This is a genomic window from Embleya sp. NPDC020886 (assembly GCF_044333915.1).
Classification (GTDB): Bacteria; Actinomycetota; Actinomycetes; order Streptomycetales; family Streptomycetaceae; genus Embleya.
Map to the genome: position 1 here is coordinate 361,881 of NZ_JBIRRX010000004.1, position 16,945 is coordinate 378,825.

At 71.1% G+C, this 16,945-nt stretch carries 15 protein-coding genes and 2 tRNA genes; 13 read left to right on the top strand and 4 right to left on the bottom strand.

What is annotated here, in order from left to right:
- Positions 1-53: 53 nt before the first annotated feature.
- A complete protein-coding gene (locus ACH4U8_RS16675; protein ID WP_360304544.1) occupies positions 54-629 on the bottom strand; it encodes a PadR family transcriptional regulator in 576 nt (191 codons plus the stop codon).
- A 118-nt stretch (positions 630-747) separates the two neighbouring features.
- Between ACH4U8_RS16675 and ACH4U8_RS16680 the strand changes: the two genes are divergently transcribed.
- The 6 genes from ACH4U8_RS16680 (at position 748) to ACH4U8_RS16705 (ending at position 5,898) form a co-directional block, all read left to right on the top strand.
- On the top strand, positions 748-1,887 hold the full coding sequence (locus ACH4U8_RS16680; protein WP_360304546.1) for an LLM class flavin-dependent oxidoreductase: 1,140 nt from the start codon (positions 748-750) through the stop codon (positions 1,885-1,887).
- Between the two features lie 133 nt (positions 1,888-2,020).
- Entirely contained in the window at positions 2,021-2,776 is a 756-nt protein-coding gene (locus ACH4U8_RS16685; RefSeq protein WP_395778516.1) for a glucose 1-dehydrogenase, read from the top strand.
- 115 nt (positions 2,777-2,891) lie between these two features.
- On the top strand, positions 2,892-3,668 hold the full coding sequence (locus tag ACH4U8_RS16690; RefSeq protein WP_395778518.1) for a glucose 1-dehydrogenase: 777 nt from the start codon (positions 2,892-2,894) through the stop codon (positions 3,666-3,668).
- Positions 3,669-3,726: 58 nt separating this feature from the next.
- Positions 3,727-4,488 (top strand): glucose 1-dehydrogenase, encoded by a 762-nt coding sequence (locus tag ACH4U8_RS16695; RefSeq protein ID WP_379990554.1) that lies wholly within the window; start codon positions 3,727-3,729, stop codon positions 4,486-4,488.
- A gap of 188 nt (positions 4,489-4,676) precedes the next feature.
- Positions 4,677-4,749, top strand: a tRNA-Ala gene (locus ACH4U8_RS16700).
- A 165-nt stretch (positions 4,750-4,914) separates the two neighbouring features.
- Positions 4,915-5,898, top strand: coding sequence for an SDR family NAD(P)-dependent oxidoreductase (locus tag ACH4U8_RS16705; protein WP_360304554.1), 984 nt, complete (start codon positions 4,915-4,917; stop codon positions 5,896-5,898).
- Positions 5,899-5,918: 20 nt separating this feature from the next.
- Here ACH4U8_RS16705 and ACH4U8_RS16710 read toward each other — a convergent pair whose 3' ends face one another.
- Together ACH4U8_RS16710 and ACH4U8_RS16715 are read right to left on the bottom strand one after the other, a co-directional pair.
- Positions 5,919-6,371: a nuclear transport factor 2 family protein gene (locus ACH4U8_RS16710; RefSeq protein ID WP_395778520.1), complete on the bottom strand. Its 453-nt coding sequence runs from the start codon at positions 6,369-6,371 to the stop codon at positions 5,919-5,921.
- Positions 6,368-7,006, bottom strand: a complete 639-nt coding sequence (locus tag ACH4U8_RS16715; RefSeq protein ID WP_395778522.1) for an HD domain-containing protein — start codon at positions 7,004-7,006, stop codon at positions 6,368-6,370. The genes ACH4U8_RS16710 and ACH4U8_RS16715 overlap by 4 nt, the downstream gene beginning before the upstream one ends.
- Positions 7,007-7,136: 130 nt before the next feature.
- On the opposite strand from ACH4U8_RS16715, the gene ACH4U8_RS16720 reads away from it, so the two are divergent.
- From ACH4U8_RS16720 to ACH4U8_RS16730, 3 genes are all read left to right on the top strand, one after another.
- Positions 7,137-8,096, top strand: coding sequence for a DJ-1/PfpI family protein (locus tag ACH4U8_RS16720; RefSeq protein ID WP_360304560.1), 960 nt, complete (start codon positions 7,137-7,139; stop codon positions 8,094-8,096).
- Positions 8,097-8,144: 48 nt separating this feature from the next.
- Positions 8,145-8,921 (top strand): rhomboid-like protein, encoded by a 777-nt coding sequence (locus ACH4U8_RS16725; RefSeq protein WP_360304562.1) that lies wholly within the window; start codon positions 8,145-8,147, stop codon positions 8,919-8,921.
- A gap of 11 nt (positions 8,922-8,932) precedes the next feature.
- Positions 8,933-9,005: transfer RNA gene (locus ACH4U8_RS16730), tRNA-Ala, on the top strand.
- Between the two features lie 58 nt (positions 9,006-9,063).
- On the opposite strand, the gene ACH4U8_RS16735 is transcribed toward ACH4U8_RS16730, so the two are convergent.
- Positions 9,064-10,242, bottom strand: a complete 1,179-nt coding sequence (locus ACH4U8_RS16735) for an epoxide hydrolase family protein (protein WP_395778524.1) — start codon at positions 10,240-10,242, stop codon at positions 9,064-9,066.
- Positions 10,243-10,303: 61 nt separating this feature from the next.
- Between ACH4U8_RS16735 and ACH4U8_RS16740 the strand changes: the two genes are divergently transcribed.
- The 4 genes from ACH4U8_RS16740 (at position 10,304) to leuS (ending at position 16,715) form a co-directional block, all read left to right on the top strand.
- Positions 10,304-11,281 (top strand): YafY family protein, encoded by a 978-nt coding sequence (locus ACH4U8_RS16740; protein WP_360304566.1) that lies wholly within the window; start codon positions 10,304-10,306, stop codon positions 11,279-11,281.
- Positions 11,282-11,374: 93 nt separating this feature from the next.
- Entirely contained in the window at positions 11,375-12,754 is a 1,380-nt protein-coding gene (locus ACH4U8_RS16745; protein WP_395778525.1) for a glutamine synthetase family protein, read from the top strand.
- Positions 12,755-12,903: 149 nt separating this feature from the next.
- Entirely contained in the window at positions 12,904-13,563 is a 660-nt protein-coding gene (locus ACH4U8_RS16750; protein WP_360304568.1) for a lysoplasmalogenase family protein, read from the top strand.
- A gap of 251 nt (positions 13,564-13,814) precedes the next feature.
- Positions 13,815-16,715 carry a leucine--tRNA ligase gene (gene leuS, locus ACH4U8_RS16755; RefSeq protein ID WP_395778527.1) on the top strand — a complete coding sequence of 967 codons (2,901 nt, stop codon included), beginning with the start codon at positions 13,815-13,817 and terminating at the stop codon, positions 16,713-16,715.
- Positions 16,716-16,945 lie beyond the last annotated feature (230 nt).

The window sequence follows — 16,945 nt, forward strand, 5'->3', positions numbered from 1 at the left end:
ATGGGGCGCCCTCCTCGGCTTCGGGACCGTTTTTCGTGCCGCCGCTCGGGTGCTCAGCCTTCGTCGGCCTGCTTGCGGTACAGCTCCTCCAGGTCGGCGAGCATGCCGTCGGCGAGATCGCGTTCGGCCTGCCAGTAGCGCTCGCTCCACTTGAGCACCAGGGCCGGGAACGGCCAGCGGTCCTGCGCCGAGTCCTCGCTCGCGCGCACCTCGTCCAGCGTGCCCGCCGCGTAGTCGCGGTGCTCCACCAGCGTCTTGCGCAGTTCCTCCGGCTCGCTGAGGTGGCCGAGCCAGACCCGCAGCGCGACGCCGTGCTTGAGCACCGGCGGTCCGGCGGGGGTCTCCCGGGCCCAGGCGGCCAGGGCCTCCTGGCCGGAATCGGTGATGCGGTACAGCCGTTTGTTGCGCAGCTCGTCCTGGGAGGCGATGCGCGAGACGGCGAAGCCGAGCTGCTCCAGGCGCTTGAGCTCGCTGTAGATCTGACTCAGCGCCGGGCTCCAGTAGAAGAAGCGCAGCGACGCGTCGGCCCACTTCTTGAGGTCGTATCCGGAGCGCTCGCCCGGGAACGACAAGAGGCCGAGCACGGCCCACGCGGTTGCGGGCAGCTTCGGGAGCGGGTCCCCCGTCATCGTGGCCTCCATCGGTACGCGTCAACTTTTTCTGATTCTACGTCAGTTGGCTATTGACCTGACTGGTCGTCATACATCTAATTGAAGTATTCCACGCCTCGCGCACCAGGAGTACGGCATGCAGTTCTCGATGATCTTCGAAGCCCAGATGGCCAACCCCACGGCAGAGCACGAGCGTGAGGTCATCCTCAACTCCGTGGATCAGGCCGTATACGCCGAGGAGATGGGCTTCGACCGGATCTGGGCGGTCGAGCACCACTCGACCAAGTGGTACTCGCACATGAGCGCCCCGGAGATCTTCCTGACCTGGGTGGCCGCGCGGACCAGCCGGATCCGGATCGCGCACGGCGCGGTCTGCATGCCGTTCAACTTCAACCACCCGGCGCGGGTCGCCGAGCGCATCGGCATGCTCGACACGCTCTCCGGCGGTCGGCTCGACGTCGGCGCGGCCCGGGGCGGCACGCTCCAGGAGTCCTCGCTGTGCGGGGTGGACATCGAGCAGACCAAGGCCCAGGTCGAGGAGGCGCTGCGGATCATCGGCGCCGCGTGGCAGCAGGACGAGTTGGTCTGGCACGGCGACGTGCTCGACATCGAGGGCTCGCACCCGATCCTGCCGCGCCCGGTGCAGACGCCGCACCCGCCGCTGTTCCTGGCCTGCAGCAAGCAGCCGAGCCTGGTCGAGGCGGCGGAGTACGGCGTCGGCGCGCTGGTGCTGGGCTTCGCCGGTCCGGAGGAGGTGGCGAACCTCAACCAGATCTATCGGGACGCGATCAAGGAGCGCACCGGCGAGCGGTTCGTTTCCTCGGTGACCAACGACCACCTCGTCGCGCTGTGCCCGACGATCGTCTCCGAGGACGGCGCCCGGGCCCGTCAGGTGGGCGCGCGCGGCCAGCGCTTCTTCGCGCAGTCGATCGCGCACTGGTTCTCCGGCGGCAGGTCCGGCATCCCGGACGAGGCCGTGGTCGAGGGCCGGGACGAGGTGGCGATCATCACCGAGGCCGCCGAGCAGCAGGTCGCGATGCTGCACGAGGCGAAGATTCCGGTGACGGTGAACGCCACCGCGACGTACAACATCAACCACGCCTACGGCACGGCGGAGGACGCGATCGGCTACGTGCAGAAGCTGATCGACGCGGGTGCGGACGAGATCATGTGCCTGATCCAGATGGGGACGATCCCGCAGGAGGACTGCATGGAGACGATCCGGATCTGGGGCGAGAAGGTCATCCCGCACTTCCGGGCCAAGTACGGGGCCTGAGATTTCGTTCGGGACGACACGCGTGCGGCGCGGTCGTCCCGGGCGAGGGCGGTGCGGCCGGACCCGGTGCGGAGGACTGGGTCCGGCCGGGCTGCTTGTGCGGGCGGGGTTCGGCGATGCGGAGGTGGTCGGTGTGGTGGATCTGACGGGCAAGGTGGCCATTGTCACCGGGGCGGCGCGGGGGCAGGGGGAGGCCGAGGCGCGGTTGTTGGCCGCGCGTGGGGCGAAGGTGGTGGTGACGGATCTGCTCGCGGACGAGGGGGCCCGGGTCGCCGCCTCGATCGGCGCGGCGGCACGGTTCGTGCGGCACGACGTGTCCGATGCCGGGGACTGGGCGGCGGTCGTCGAGGTGGCCGTGCGGGAGTTCGGCGGGGTGCACGTCCTGGTGAACAACGCGGGCATCCTGTGGACCAAGCCGATCCTGGAGGAGACGGCCGAGGGGCTGGATCGCATCCTCAAGGTCAACCTGTTCGGCGCCTTCCACGGGATCCAGGCGGTGGCTCCGTCGATGCGGGCCGCCGGCGGCGGGTCGATCGTGAACATCTCTTCGCTCGCGGGCCTCCAGGGCATTCCGGGGCACGCGGCCTACGGGTCGTCCAAGTGGGCGATGCGGGGGCTGACCAAGACCGCCGCGCTGGAGTTGGGCGAGTACGGGATTCGGGTCAACTCGGTGCATCCCGGGGCCGTGGACACGCCGATGATCGGCAATCGATTCACGCGCGGTGCGGGCAACTTCCCGACCGTGCCGCTGCGTCGGGTCGGGGAGCCGGAGGACGTCGGGGAGTTGGTGGTCTTCCTCGCGTCGGACGAGTCCTCGTGGATCACCGGGACCGAGTTCGTCATCGACGGCGGCTCGATGGCGGGCATCGTGCCGCCGGTGCGGGGGTAGCGGGAGCGGCGGGCGGTGGCCGTCCGGCAACCGTTCTTTTGTTCGCCGATTTGCTTAGTTGTACTATGCAAATGCGAGCCGAGAAGTCGGCAGGCACAGATCGAAGGAACGCATCATGGCTGAACTCCAGGGCCCCAACCTGACCGACAAGGTCGTCATCGTCACCGGTGGCGCCCGCGGGCTGGGTGCCGCCGCGGCCGCACAGATCGTCGCGGGCGGCGGGTGGGTGGTGATCACCGACCTGTTGGACGAGGGTGCCGACACGGCCGCCGCGTTGGGCGCGAACGCGCGCTTCCACAAGCACGACGTGACGAGCCCGGAGCAGTGGCAGGCGGTCGTGGACTTCACGATCGCCGAGTTCGGCCGGGTCGACGGGCTGGTCAACAACGCGGGTGTGTCCACCGGTGCGATGTTCGACACCGAGACGCTCGAACACTTCGAGTTCGTGATCAAGGTCAACCTGACCGGCGTCTGGCTGGGCATGCAGGCGGTCATCCCGCACCTCAAGGCGGGCGGCGGCGGCTCGATCGTCAACATCTCCTCCGCCGCCGGCCTGATGGGCCTGGCGATGACCGGCTCCTACGGCGCGTCCAAATGGGCCGTGCGCGGCATGAGCAAGGTGGCCGCGGTCGAGCTGGGCACCGCCGGGATCCGGGTCAACTCGGTGCACCCCGGCATGGTCTACACGCCGATGACCTCGTCCGTGGGCATCCAGGCGGGCGAGGGCAACTACCCGAACACCCCGATGGGCCGGGTCGGCGAGCCGAGCGAGATCGGCTCCGCCGTCGCCTTCCTGCTCTCCGACGCGGCGTCCTACGTGACCGGCGCGGAGCTGGCCGTGGACGGCGGCTGGACCACCGGGCCGACGGTGAAGTACGTGATGGGCGGCTGACCCGGATGGGAGCCGTGTCGTCGCAGCGTTCGCATCGATCGAGGAAAGGTGACATCCCATGGCGGATCTGACCGGCAAGGTCGCGATAATCACCGGCGCCGCACGCGGGCAGGGCGCGGCCGAGGCCCGGCTGTTCGTCGCGAGCGGCGCCCGGGTCGTGCTGACCGACCTGTTGGTGGAGGAGGGTGAGCGGGTCGCCGCCGAACTCGGCGACGCCGCGCGCTTCGTCCGGCACGACGTGTCGGATCCGGCGGACTGGGCCGAGGTGGTCGCCGTCGCCGTCGCCGAGTTCGGCGGCCTGGACATCCTGGTCAACAACGCCGCGATCTACTGGACCAAGGGCTTCGCGGACGAGACGCCCGAGCGGGTCGAGCGCATCCTCCGGGTCAACTTCTTCGGCGTCTGGCACGGGATGCAGGCGGTGCTGCCCGCGATGAAGGAGCGGGGCGGCGGCTCGATCGTCAACATCTCCTCGCAGGCCGGCCTGGAGGGCATGCCCGGGCACGCGGCCTACGGCGCGACCAAGTGGGCCGTCCGCGGCCTGTCCAAGACGGTCGCCCTGGAGGTCGGCGAGCACGGCATCCGGGTCAACTCGGTGCACCCGGGCACGATCGACACCCCGATGATCGCCGCGGTCGGCCTGGAACAGGGGCCGGGCAGGTTCCCGTCCGTGCCGCTGCGCCGGATCGCCGCGCCGGAGGAGGTCGCCGAGGTGGTCGCCTTCGTCGCCTCCGACGCGGCGTCCTACCTGACCGGCACCGAGCTGGTCGTGGACGGCGGGGCGATGGCCGGGATGGTCCGGCCCGCAGGCAGTTTCTGAGCCGACACCGGGGTTCGCGGAGCGCCTCCGCGGACCCCGGAGCGGCCCGGGAGCGGCCCGGGAGCGGCCCGGGAGCGGCCCGGGAGCGGCCCGGGAGCGGCCCCGGGAAAGGCGTTTGGATGCGGCCCGGGGGAGCGTGTAAAGTACTCGTGGTCGAGCGGGTGAGCCCGCCGGCCGAGATAAACAGCGGGGCTGTAGCTCAGTTGGTAGAGCGCTTGCATGGCATGCAAGAGGTCCGGAGTTCAATTCTCCGTAGCTCCACAGACAGGACCGCCTCCCGGATTCGTCCGGGAGGCGGTCCTTTTCGTATGCCGTCGCGGCCGGTGTCGGAGCGGTCGGTCCGGTGGCTGCCGATCGGGCGGAAATAGTGTGAAAGCCCCGTACCGGGCATTGTCTCTCCGTGACTACGACGAAGGTGAGCGTGCGATGACGGAGAGTCGGTTCTGGGAGCGGGCGATGGACCGGGCGATCGTGCCCGGATACAGCCGGATCGGGTACGGGGTGCGCCGGCGGGCCGGGCTGCCCGCCGACCCGGAACCGGCCGCACTCAAGGGGCGGACCGTCGTGGTGACCGGGGCGTCCGCCGGCATCGGCGAGGCGGCGGCGACCGGCCTGGCCCGGCTCGGCGCGACCGTGGTGCTGGTCGGCCGCGACGAGGAGCGCACCGAGGCGGCCCGCCGACGGGTGGTGCAGCGGGTCCCGGGCGCCGAGGCGACCGTGCGCCGCTGCGATGTGGGCAGCCTGCCGGACGTGGCCCGGTTCGCCAAGGAGCTGCGCTCCGAACACGGCCCGCTGCACGCCCTGGTGCACAACGCCGGCGCGATGTCCGCGACGCGCGCCGAGACCGCCGAGGGGCACGAACTGTCGCTGGCCGTGCACGTGCTCGGGCCGCACCTGCTCAGCCGCCTGGTGGCCGCCGACCCCGCGTCCTGCGCCCGGGTGGTCTGGTTGAGTTCGGGCGGGATGTACACCCAACGGTTGCCGGTGGACGACATCGAGTACCTGCGCGGCCCGTACAAGGCGGCCGTGGCGTACGCGCGGACCAAGCGCATGCAGGTGGTGCTGGCCGAGCTGTGGGCCGAGCACCTGGGCACCGGCGGCCCGGTCGTGCACGCCACCCACCCCGGGTGGGTGGACACCCCCGGCCTGCGCGCGTCGATGCCGACCTTCCGCCGGCTGACCGCGCCGCTGCTGCGCACTCCGGAGCAGGGCGCGGACACCGTGGTGTGGTTGTGCGCGGCCGACGAACCGGGCGGCAGCACCGGCCTGTTCTGGCAGGACCGGACCCCGCGACCGACGCACTACCGGCCGGCGACCCGGGAGAGCCGACCGGACCGGGCCTGGTTCTGGCGACGCTGCCAGGAACTGACGCACCCGTGGGCCGGGGAGTGCGGCGGCCGCGCGGACTAGACGCGCGGCCCCCGGCGTGGTCAGGCGAGGGGAAAGGTGAGCCCGTGCTCCTCGATCGGGCGCGGGCCGTGGATGCGGCGGTCCGCCTCGGTGATCACCACGTCGTTGATGCTCGCCTCGCGCCGACGCATCAGACCGTCCTCGGTGAACTCCCACAGTTCGTTGCCGTAGCTGCGCACGAAGCGTCCCGCGCCGTCGTGCCACTCGTACTGGAAACGGACCGCGATCCTGTCGTCGGTGTACGCCCACAGCTCCTTGCGCAGCGCGTAGTCGTGCTCGCGGGCCCACTTCTCGGTCAGGAAGGCCACGATCGCCGGGCGCCCGGTGACGAACCGGTCGCGATTGCGCCAGACCGAATCGGGTGTGTAGGCGAGCGCGACGCGTTCGGGGTCGCGGGTGTTCCAGGCGTCCTCGGCGGCCTGCACCTTGGCGCGGGCCGAGGTCTCGGTGAACGGGGGCAGCGGCGGCTTCACGCGGACCACCCCGACTGCTCGATCACGTCGACGAAGTCGGTCCGCTCGAAGCCCGGTACGAACCGGGCGAGTACGTCGGCCTTGACGTTGCCGAACGTGGTCTGCGGGCGGTGTTCGACGCCCTCGGTGAAGGCCCGCAGGATCCGCCGCTCGAAGTCCGGGCGGGGATGTGCGGCGACCACGGCGGCGCGCGTCTCGGCGGGGAGGTCCGCCAGGCCCAGGCCGAGCACGTCCAGCTCGACGCCGGCGGTCACCAGGGCCACCTCGGGCTCCATCCGGGCGGGGATCCCGGGTGTGGTGTGCAGTGCGATCGCGGTCCAGACGATGCGCGCGCGGTCGGCGGGCAGGCCGTGCCGGAGCAGGAAGTCGCGGGCGGCGTCGGCGCCGTCGAGCTCGAAGCGCTGCTGCGAGGTGCGATACCCGGCGGTCAGCCCCAGGTCGTGGAACATCGCGCCGACGTAGAGCAGTTCGGGGTCGAAGTCCAGGCCCAGGCGGCGCCCCCGGAGTGCGCCGAAGAGATAGACGCGGCGCGAATGGTCGTACAGCAGTGGGTCGGCGACGTCCCGGATCAGCTCGGTGGCCTCCTTGGCCAGGGCGCTGTCGGGGATCTCCACGTCGGCGATGCGCTCGGACATGGCAACGGTCCTTTCCGATGGAGGGAGGGGGGAACGGCTCAAGCCTGCCGCCCGGGCCCGGGGCGCGGCCATGTCCATTCGGACGGCGATCCCTCGGATTCGGACACGGCTCGCGGGTAGCGTGGGAGGCATGCAACGCAGGAATGTGACGGTGCTCGCGTACGACGGGGTCCGGCTGATGGACGTGACCGCGCCGCTGGAGGTGTTCGGCACGGCCGAGCGCCTGGGCGGCGCCTACACGCTGACCCTGTGCTCGCCGACCGGCGAGCCGGTGACCACGTCGGCGGGCACCCGGCTGCTGGTCGACGCGGCCGCGACGGAGATCGACGGCGCCCACACGCTGGTCGTGCCGGGGTCGGTGGACTTCCCGCAACACGCGCCGTCGGCCCGGCTGCTCGACGCGGTGACCACGCTCGCCGCGACCTCCGGGCGGATCGCGTCGGTGTGCACGGGCGCGTTCCTGCTCGCCCGGGCGGGGCTGCTCGACGGGCGGCGGGCGGTGACGCACTGGCGGCACGCGGCGATGCTGGCCCGGCGCCATCCGAGCGTCTCGGTCGAGCCGGACGCGATCTTCGTCCGGGACGGCACGGTCTACACGTCCGCCGGGGTGACCGCCGGCATCGACCTCGCCCTGGCCCTGGTCGAGGCGGACGAGGGCGCCGACCTGGCCCGCGAGGTGGCCCGCGACCTGGTGGTGTTCCTGCGTCGACCGGGCGGCCAATCGCAGTTCTCGGTCCCCTCGCGCGCCCGGGCCGGCCTCGACGATCCGCTGCGCCCGGTCCTGGACGCGGTCGCCGCGGACCCGGCGGCCGACCACTCGTTGCCCGCGCTCGCCCGACTGGGCGGCTTCAGCCCGCGCCACCTCACCCGGCTGTTCCACGAGCGGGTCGGCTCGACCCCGGCGGTCTACGTGGAGGCCGTGCGGATCGAGGCGGCCCAATCCCTGCTGGCCGCCGGCGCCACCGTGACCGCCGCCGCCGCGCACAGCGGCCTGGGCAGCGACGAATCCCTGCGCCGGGCGTTCCTGCGCCGGCTGGGCATCACCCCCTCCGCCTACCGCGCCCGCTTCCGCAGCACGATCGGCGGCTGAGCCGGGCGGAGAAGATTCGCGCGCGGGCCGCGCGGGCACCGGAGCCGGGTGACCGTCGCACTCGGGCTGAGCCTCGCCATCGCCTGGTACGTGTTGCGCGGCCTCGCCCGTCGCTGGGCCTGGGCCCGGCGTTGCGTGCGGGTGCTGAGCCCGTGGACCGCCCGGCTGCACGCGTGGGTGTTGTCCGCGCCGGTCACCTTCACCTACATCGCCATCTTCACCGCGTCCACGGTCGTGCAACGCACCTCGCCGCCCCGGCTGATCGACCTGCTCACCAAGCTGAACAGCACCAACCTGCTCCGGCTCGGCGACGATCCGCTGGAGGCGCTGCTCACCAGCGCGTTCTGGGTCGCCGACCACGGCTCCGGACTGGCCACCTACATGGTCGTGTTCGGCACGATCGTGGCGTGGGCGGAACGCCGCTACGGCTCGCCCAGGATGTTGCTGATCGGCGCGAGCGGCCACGTGTTCGGGTCGCTGCTGACCGCCGCGGTGGAGAAGGGCGCGATCGAGGCGGGCCGACTCCCGCACAAGATCGCGTTCGCGACGGACGTCGGGGTGAGCTACGTCGAGGTGGGCTCGTGCGCGGCGGCGGTGCTGATCATGTCCGGCTGGGTCCGACTCGCGGGCACGGCGGTGATGTTCGTCTCGGTCGGCCTGCCGGTGATCGTGGACCACACCATCTGGGACCTCGGGCACCTGTTCGCGACGCTGTGCGGCCTCACCGCCGCGGTGCTGCTGCGGGCGGTCGGGCCGCTGCGCGCGCCGCCGCCGCTGCGCACCCCCTTGGTCGTGAGCACTGCGGGCGACCCGGTAGACTTGTGACGTATTCACGCGGGGCTGTAGCTCAGTTGGTAGAGCGCTTGCATGGCATGCAAGAGGTCCGGAGTTCAATTCTCCGTAGCTCCACCGCAATCCCGAAGGCCGCTTCCCCCAGGAAGCGGCCTTCGGTCGTTTCGGACGGCCCCTAGGACACGTCCCGGCCGTCCGGACCCGTGAAGAACTCCCGGACGTCGCCGATCAGCAGTTCGGGCTGCTCCAGCGACAGGAAGTTGCCACCACGCTCGAACTCGGTCCAGCGCACCACGTGGTGGTCGCGCTCGGCGAAGCGGCGGATCGCGACGTCCTGGGGCAGGGCGACGGCCACCGCGGTCGGCACGGTGCCGCGCTCCCTGGGCGCCCACGCGCTCGGGTCGTGCGCCATCTCGTAGTAGAGGTTGGCCGAGGAGCCCGCCGTGCCGGTGAACCAGTACAGGCTGACGTTGGTGAGCAGGGTGTCCCGGTCCACCGCGTCCTCGGGCAGCGCGCTCGCGGTGTCCGTCCACTCCTTGAACTTCTCCACGATCCAGGCGAGCTGACCGACCGGGGAGTCGTGCAACGCGTGGGCGAGCGTCTGCGGCCGGGTCGACTGGATCGCGTTGAAGCCCATCTTGTCGTCCCGGAACTCCTGGAGCCGGGCCAGCCTGGACTGCTCGCTCTCGGTCAACCCGGCGAAGTCGGCCGAGTCCTCGGACGGGAAGGTGACCAGGCCGTTGACGTGGATGCCGATCACCCGCTCCGGCGCGATCCGCCCCATCTCGGCCGCGATCCACGCCCCGCCGCCGTTGCCCTGCACGCCGTAGCGCGAGTAGCCCAGGCGGGCCATCAGCTCGGTGAAGGCACCCGCGATCCGGCCGGTGTTCCAGCCCGGCCCGGACAGCGGGCCGGAGAAGCCGACACCGGGCGTGTCGGTGACCACGACGTGGAAGTCGCGCGACAGCGGCTCGATCACGTCGACGAACTGCACGAACGAGCCCGGCCAGTCGTGGATCAACAACAACGCGGGGGCGTCCGCCCGGGCCGAGCGCACATGCGCGAAGTGGATGTCCTGACCGTCGATCCCGGTGAGGTACTGCGGGAAGGAGTTCAGCCGGGCCTCCGCCTTGCGCCAGTCGAAGTCGTTCGCCCAGTACGCGGCCAGGTCCCGCAGGTAGGGCGTCGGCACGCCACGCGTCCACTCGGGCACGCCCGGGACGTCGGCGGCCCAGCGGGTGCGGGTCAGGCGCTCGCGCAGGTCGTCCAGATCGGCCTGCGCGATCCCGATCCGGAAGGGGCGGATCGTGTCGGCGGTCGCGGTCTCGGCTGCGGTGTGGCTGCTGTTCTCCATGAGTGAACAGTAGGATCCCAATAGGAATGCTTCGATCCTATTGAGGCGGCAGGCTGCGAAAATGTTGGAAACCTCGGCACGTTTGTTGCGCCTGTTGTCCCTGCTCCAGACGCCCCGCGAGTGGCCCGGCTCGGAACTGGCCGACCGCCTGGGCGTGACCGGCCGCACGATCCGCAAGGACGTCGAGCGGCTGCGCGAACTCGGCTATCCCGTCGACGCCACCCGGGGGTCCGCCGGCGGCTACCGGCTCGCCGCCGGCGCCGCGATGCCGCCGCTGCTCCTGTCCGACGACGAGGCGGTGGCGGTCACCATCGGCCTGCGCACCGTCGCCCAGGGGGCGATGGCGGGCATGGAGGAGACCTCGATACAGGCACTGGCCAAGCTGGAGCGGGTGTTGCCGGCGCGGCTGCGCCGACGGGTGCGCACGTTGCAGCAGTACGCGGTGCCGGTACCCGCGGATCGGCCCTCCGCCAAGGTGGACACCGACGTGCTCACCGTCCTGGTCGCGGCCTGCCGGGACCGCGAGCGGCTGCGGCTGGACTACCTCGACCACGCCGGCGCGGGCACCGTGCGCACCGTCGAGCCGCAGCGGGTGGTCAACTGGGGCCGCCGCTGGTATCTGGTCGCCTGGGACGTGGACCGCGCCGACTGGCGCACCTTCCGGGTCGACCGGATCACCCCGCGCACCCCGAACGGGCCCAGGTTCGCGCCGCGCGAGGACCCGGACGGCGACGCCGCCAGGTACGTGGCCGGCAAGGTCTCCGCGGCGGCCTGGCGACATCGCGCCCGGGTCCTGGTGCACGCGCCCGCCGCCGACGTCCTGGACCGGATCAACCCGGCCGTGGGCACGGTCGAGGCGATCGACGCCGACACCTGCGTGCTGGACACCGGCGCCGACTCGCTCGACACCCTGGCCGTGCACCTGGGCCTGCTCGGCCACGACTTCACCGTCACCGACCCCCCGGAACTGGTCGCCCATCTGCGTGCCCTGACGGACCGCTATGCCCGCTCGACCCGCGCGGACGCACCGGCCCCGTGAAGCCGCCACGGCGGCGGTCGTGTCCTCGATCGGCTCGGTTTCGCGTCGGCCCGCCCGGCGAAATCCCCCGCCCGGCACATCGAGTGCGCTTGGATGGCCGGAACCGACGGGGAGGCGTGGATCATGCTGGAGATCGAGCGGTTGCGGGAGTTGGTCCGGGCGCGCGAGGTGGACACCGTCGTGGTCGCGTTCACCGACATGCAGGGGCGGTTGCAGGGCAAGCGGTTGTCCGCCCGCTTCTTCCTGGAGGAGGTGCTCGAACACCACACCGAGGCGTGCGACTACCTGCTCGCCGTGGACGTCGATCTGAACACCGTCGACGGCTTCGACATGAGTTCGTGGGATCGCGGCTACGGCGACTTCGTGCTGCACGCCGACCTGCGCACCCTGCGCCCGGTGCCGTGGAATCTCGGTGCCGCGCTGGTCCAGGCGGACCTGAAGTGGGGCGACGAACGCCCCGTGGCCGCGTCGCCGCGCCAGATCCTCAGGGCGCAGACCGAGCGGCTCGCCGAGCGCGGCTGGACCGCGATGGTCGGTACCGAGCTGGAGTTCTGCGTCTATCGGGACACCTACGAGGAGGCATGGCACCGCGCCTATCGCGACCTGACCCCGGCCAACCTCTACAACGTCGACTACTCGATCCTGGGCACCGGTCGGATCGAGCCGCTGCTGCGCCGGATCCGCAACGAGATGTCCGACGCGGGGATGTACGTGGAATCCGCGAAGGGCGAGTGCAATCTCGGCCAGCACGAGATCGCCTTCCGCTACGACGAGGCGCTGCGGACCTGCGACAACCACAGCGTCTACAAGACCGGGGCCAAGGAGATCGCCGCGCAGGAGGGGATGAGCCTGACCTTCATGGCCAAGCCCAACGCGCGCGAGGGCAATTCGTGCCACATCCACCTGTCGTTGCGCGAGGAGGCGGACGGCCGGCCGCTCCTGGCCGGCTCGGGAGCGCACGGACTGTCCCGGCTCGGCAGCCAGTTCCTGGCCGGGCAGCTCGCCGCGCTGCGCGAGTTCACCCTCCTGTACGCGCCCAACATCAACTCCTACAAGCGCTACCAGCCCGGCACGTTCGCGCCGACCGCCGTCGAGTGGGGCATCGACAACCGCACCTGCGCGCTGCGCCTGGTCGGCCGAGGCGCGGGCCTGCGGGTGGAGAACCGGGTTCCCGGCGGCGACGTGAACCCCTACCTGGCGGTGGCCGCGATGATCGGCGCCGGGCTGTACGGGATAGACCACTGGCTGGAGCCGGCCGAGGCGTGCGCCGGCAACGCGTACGCCTCCGACGGGCAGCACGTGCCCACGTCGCTGCGCGCGGCGCTGGAGCTGTGGGAGAAGAGCACGCTCGCGCTCGAGGTGTTCGGTCCCGAGGTCGTCGAGCACTACGCCAACGCCGCCCGGGTCGAACTCGCCGCCTACGACGCGGCGGTCACCGACTGGGAACTGTTCCGGGGCTTCGAACGCATGTGAGGACGGCCCGGTCGGCGGGGTTCGGGAGCGGGCGCGGACCGCTCCCGAGGCCCCGGGTGATCACGATTGAGGTCTTTCCCGTCACGGTTGCGTGACGGGTCGAACGAGTGGGCGAATGGTCCGGTTTCCGGCCAGTAGTGTCGCCGGACGTGACCCTCACCGCAGTACTCGTGCTGGTGCTCGCGAGCCTGCTCGCGGTCGCCGACTGGGTGGCCGTCGCCCGGGAACGTCTCCCGCTCGATCGGCTCCCCCTCGATCGCCTCCTGAAGGCCGCGGTGATCTGTGCCCTGCTGGTCGCCGTCTGGTCGTTCGACGACGTCGACGGGGCACTGCGCGCGTTGTTCAGCGTCGCGCTCGCGTTGTCGCTGCTGCGCGACCTGCTCGCCCCGCGCTGGTTCGTGGCCGCGGTGGTGGCCTCGCTGTTCGCCCACATCGGCTACGTCGCGGGCTTTCAACGCATGGGGTGGTCCTGGCTGTGGGCCGCGGCCGGCATCGTGGTCGTGCTGTTCGCGGCGGGTGCCTACGCGGTGCGTCTGGTCACCGGTGCGCGCGAGAGCGCGCCCACGTACATCGGCATGGTGCTGCTCTACGTCGGCGTGGTCTCGTTGATGGTGGTCGCCGCGGCGGCCACCGGTCGACCGAGCGCGGTGGCCGGCGCGTTCCTGTTCTACGTCTCCGACACCCTGGTCGGCTGGAACCGGTTCCGCGCCCCGACGCCGTACGCGCCGGTGCTGATCGTGGGCGCCTACCACCTCGCCCAGATCCTGCTGGTGTTGTCGTTGTCCACCGGGCCCGCTCCGGGACTGTGACCGAGGCGGCCCGGATGTCGCCCCCGGATCGAACCGGCCCCGGGTCACCTGCGGTAGCCTGAGGCCATGCGTGCCGTACTGCTGCTTACCGGGCCGCGCTGAGCAGACCGGGTGGAGGACCGCTCCCACCCGACTCGGCGCGGCGACCCCTCCTGAGCGAGGGGTCTTTTCGTTTCCAGAAACGGTCGCTTCGCGCAAGCGACGAAACCGGAAGCAGCCGACGGCTGCCCACACCCCGATGGTTGAGGACGATGACCGAGATGACGCAGGGTCCTGCCGGCAACACCGACGCCCCGACCGAGCCCTTCCGCTACAACGCCGTCCTGGCCGGCGACATCGAGGCGCGGTGGCAGGACCGGTGGGAGGCCGACGGCACGTACGAGGCGCCGAACCCGGCCGGTCCGCTGGCCGAGCCGGAGAAGGTCGCCGGGCGGCCCAAGATGATGGTGATGGACATGTTCCCGTACCCCTCGGGTGTGGGCCTGCATGTCGGACACCCGCTGGGCTTCATCGCGACCGACGTATACGCCCGGTTCAAGCGCATGACCGGGTACAACGTGCTGCACACGCTGGGCTACGACGCGTTCGGCCTGCCCGCCGAGCAGTACGCGGTCCAGACCGGCACACACCCGCGGGTGACCACCGAGGCGAACATCGCCAACATGCGCCGGCAACTGCGCCGGCTGGGCCTGGGCCACGACCAGCGCCGGTCGGTGGCCACCACCGACCCGGCCTACTACCGCTGGACGCAGTGGATCTTCCTGCAGATCTTCAACTCCTGGTACGACCCCGAGGCGCCCGGCGCGGACGGGGGCGTCGGTCGCGCGCGTCCGATCACCGAGCTGGTCGAGCAGTTCGAGAAGGGCGACCGGGCCACCCCGGACGGGCGCGCGTGGGCCGACCTGAGCGCCACCGAGCGTTCGGCGGTGCTGGACGAGTACCGCCTGGCGTACGTGTCACAGGCCCCGGTCAACTGGGCGCCCGGTCTGGGCACCGTGCTGGCCAACGAGGAGGTCACCGCCGACGGCCGCAGCGAGCGCGGCAACTTCCCCGTGTTCAAGTCCAACCTGCGGCAGTGGATGATGCGGATCACCGCGTACTCCGACCGGCTGCTGGGCGATCTGGACAAGCTGGACTGGCCCGAGCCGATCAAGATCATGCAGCGCAACTGGATCGGCCGATCCGAGGGCGCCAAGGTCTCCTTCGCCACCGACGCGGCGCCGATCGAGGTGTTCACGACCCGGCCCGACACGCTGTTCGGCGCCACCTACATGGTGCTGGCACCCGAGCACGAACTGGTCGACGCGATCGTCGCGGACGCCTGGCCCGAGGGCATCCCGGCGGTGTGGACGGGCGGCGCGGCGACGCCGGCCGAGGCGATCGCGGCCTACCGCCGATTCGCCGGGTCCAAGAGCGACGTCGAGCGGCAGAGCGAGGGCAAGGACAAGACCGGCGTCTTCACCGGCGCCTACGCGATCAACCCGGTCGACGGCGAGCGGGTGCCGGTCTTCATCGCCGACTACGTGCTGATGGGCTACGGCACCGGCGCGATCATGGCGGTGCCCGCGCACGACCACCGCGACTTCGAGTTCGCGCGGGCCTTCGAGCTGCCGATCCGCTGCGTGGTCGAGCCCACCGACGACCGCTCGATCAGCGACACCACCGAGTGGGCCGACGCGTTCGTGTCCTACGACGCGAAGCTGGTGAACAGCTCCGGCGCGGGCATCACGCTGGACGGTCTGGGGGTGGTCGAGGCCAAGAGGACGATCACCGAGTGGCTGGCCGCGCGCGGCATCGGCGAGGGCACGATCAACTTCAAGCTGCGCGACTGGCTGTTCTCCCGGCAGCGTTACTGGGGCGAGCCGTTCCCGATCGTGTTCGACGAGGACGGCGTCGCGCACGCGCTGCCGGACTCGATGCTGCCGGTCGAGCTGCCCGAGATCGACGACTACCGCCCGCGCACCTTCGACCCGGACGACGCGGACACCAAGCCCGAGACGCCGCTGTCGCGCAACGCCGACTGGGTGAACGTCACGCTGGACCTGGGGGACGGGCCCCGGCAGTACCGCCGCGAGACCAACACCATGCCCAACTGGGCCGGTTCGTGCTGGTACGAGCTGCGTTACCTGGACCCGACCAACACCGAGGTGCTGGTCGACCCCGAGGTCGAGAAGTACTGGATGGGCCCGAAGCACGAGGGCCACACCGGCGGCGTGGACCTGTACGTCGGCGGTGTCGAGCACGCGGTGCTGCACCTGCTGTACTCGCGCTTTTGGCACAAGGTGCTGTTCGACCTGGGCCACGTGTCCTCGTCCGAGCCGTTCCACAAGCTGTTCAACCAGGGCTACATCCAGGCGTTCGCGTACAAGGACGAGCGCGGCGTCTACGTCGAGGCGAGCGAGGTCGAGGAGCGGGACGGGAAGTTCTTCCTGGGCGAGCAGGCGGTCAGCCGCGAGTACGGGAAGATGGGCAAGTCGCTGAAGAACTCGGTGACGCCCGACCAGATGGCCGAGGAGTACGGCGCGGACACCCTGCGCCTGTACGAGATGTCGATGGGCCCGCTGGAGATCTCCCGACCGTGGGACACCCGCGCGGTGGTCGGCTCGTACCGCTTCCTGCAGCGGCTGTGGCGCAACATCGTGGACGAGCACACCGGCGCGCCGACCGTGGTCGAGGAGCCGGCCGACGAGGCCACGCTGCGGGCCACCCACAAGGCGATCGACGGCATGCGGCGGGACATGGACGCGCTGCGTTTCAACACCGCCATCGCCAAGGCGATCGAGCTGAACAACACGCTGGTCAAGCTGCCGGCCGTGCCGCGCGAGATCGCCGAGAAGCTGGTGCTGATGGTGGCGCCGCTGGTGCCGCACGTGGCCGAGGAGCTGTGGTCCCGGCTGGGGCACGGCGACACGGTCACCTACGAGGCGTTCCCGCAGGCGGATCCGGCCTACCTGGTCGAGGACACGGTCACCTGTGTCGTGCAGATCAAGGGCAAGGTGCGGGCCCGCCTGGAGGTGCCGCCGAGCATCGGCGAGGACGAGCTGAAGGCGCTGGCGCTGGCCGATCCGGTGGTGCTGGCCGCGCTGGACGGGGCCGGCGTGCGGATGGTGATCGTCAAGCCGCCGAAGCTGGTGAACATCGTTCCGGCGTAGGTCGGTCGGTGCGGGTCGGCCGCTCGCTCGGTGAGCGGCCGACCGCGCGCGGGCCGTGCTTCGCGGTGGGCCCGCGTGGCGGGTTCTCGCGGTGTGCGGCGGGGGCGCGCGGTGTGCGGTCGGGCCTTCACGGTGTGCGGGCCGGCTTGTGCGGCGGCCGATTTCCGGACGGTGTCCGGACCGTTTCCGGTCGGTGACGATCGGTCTGGAACGCGGTGTTTTCCGCCGCG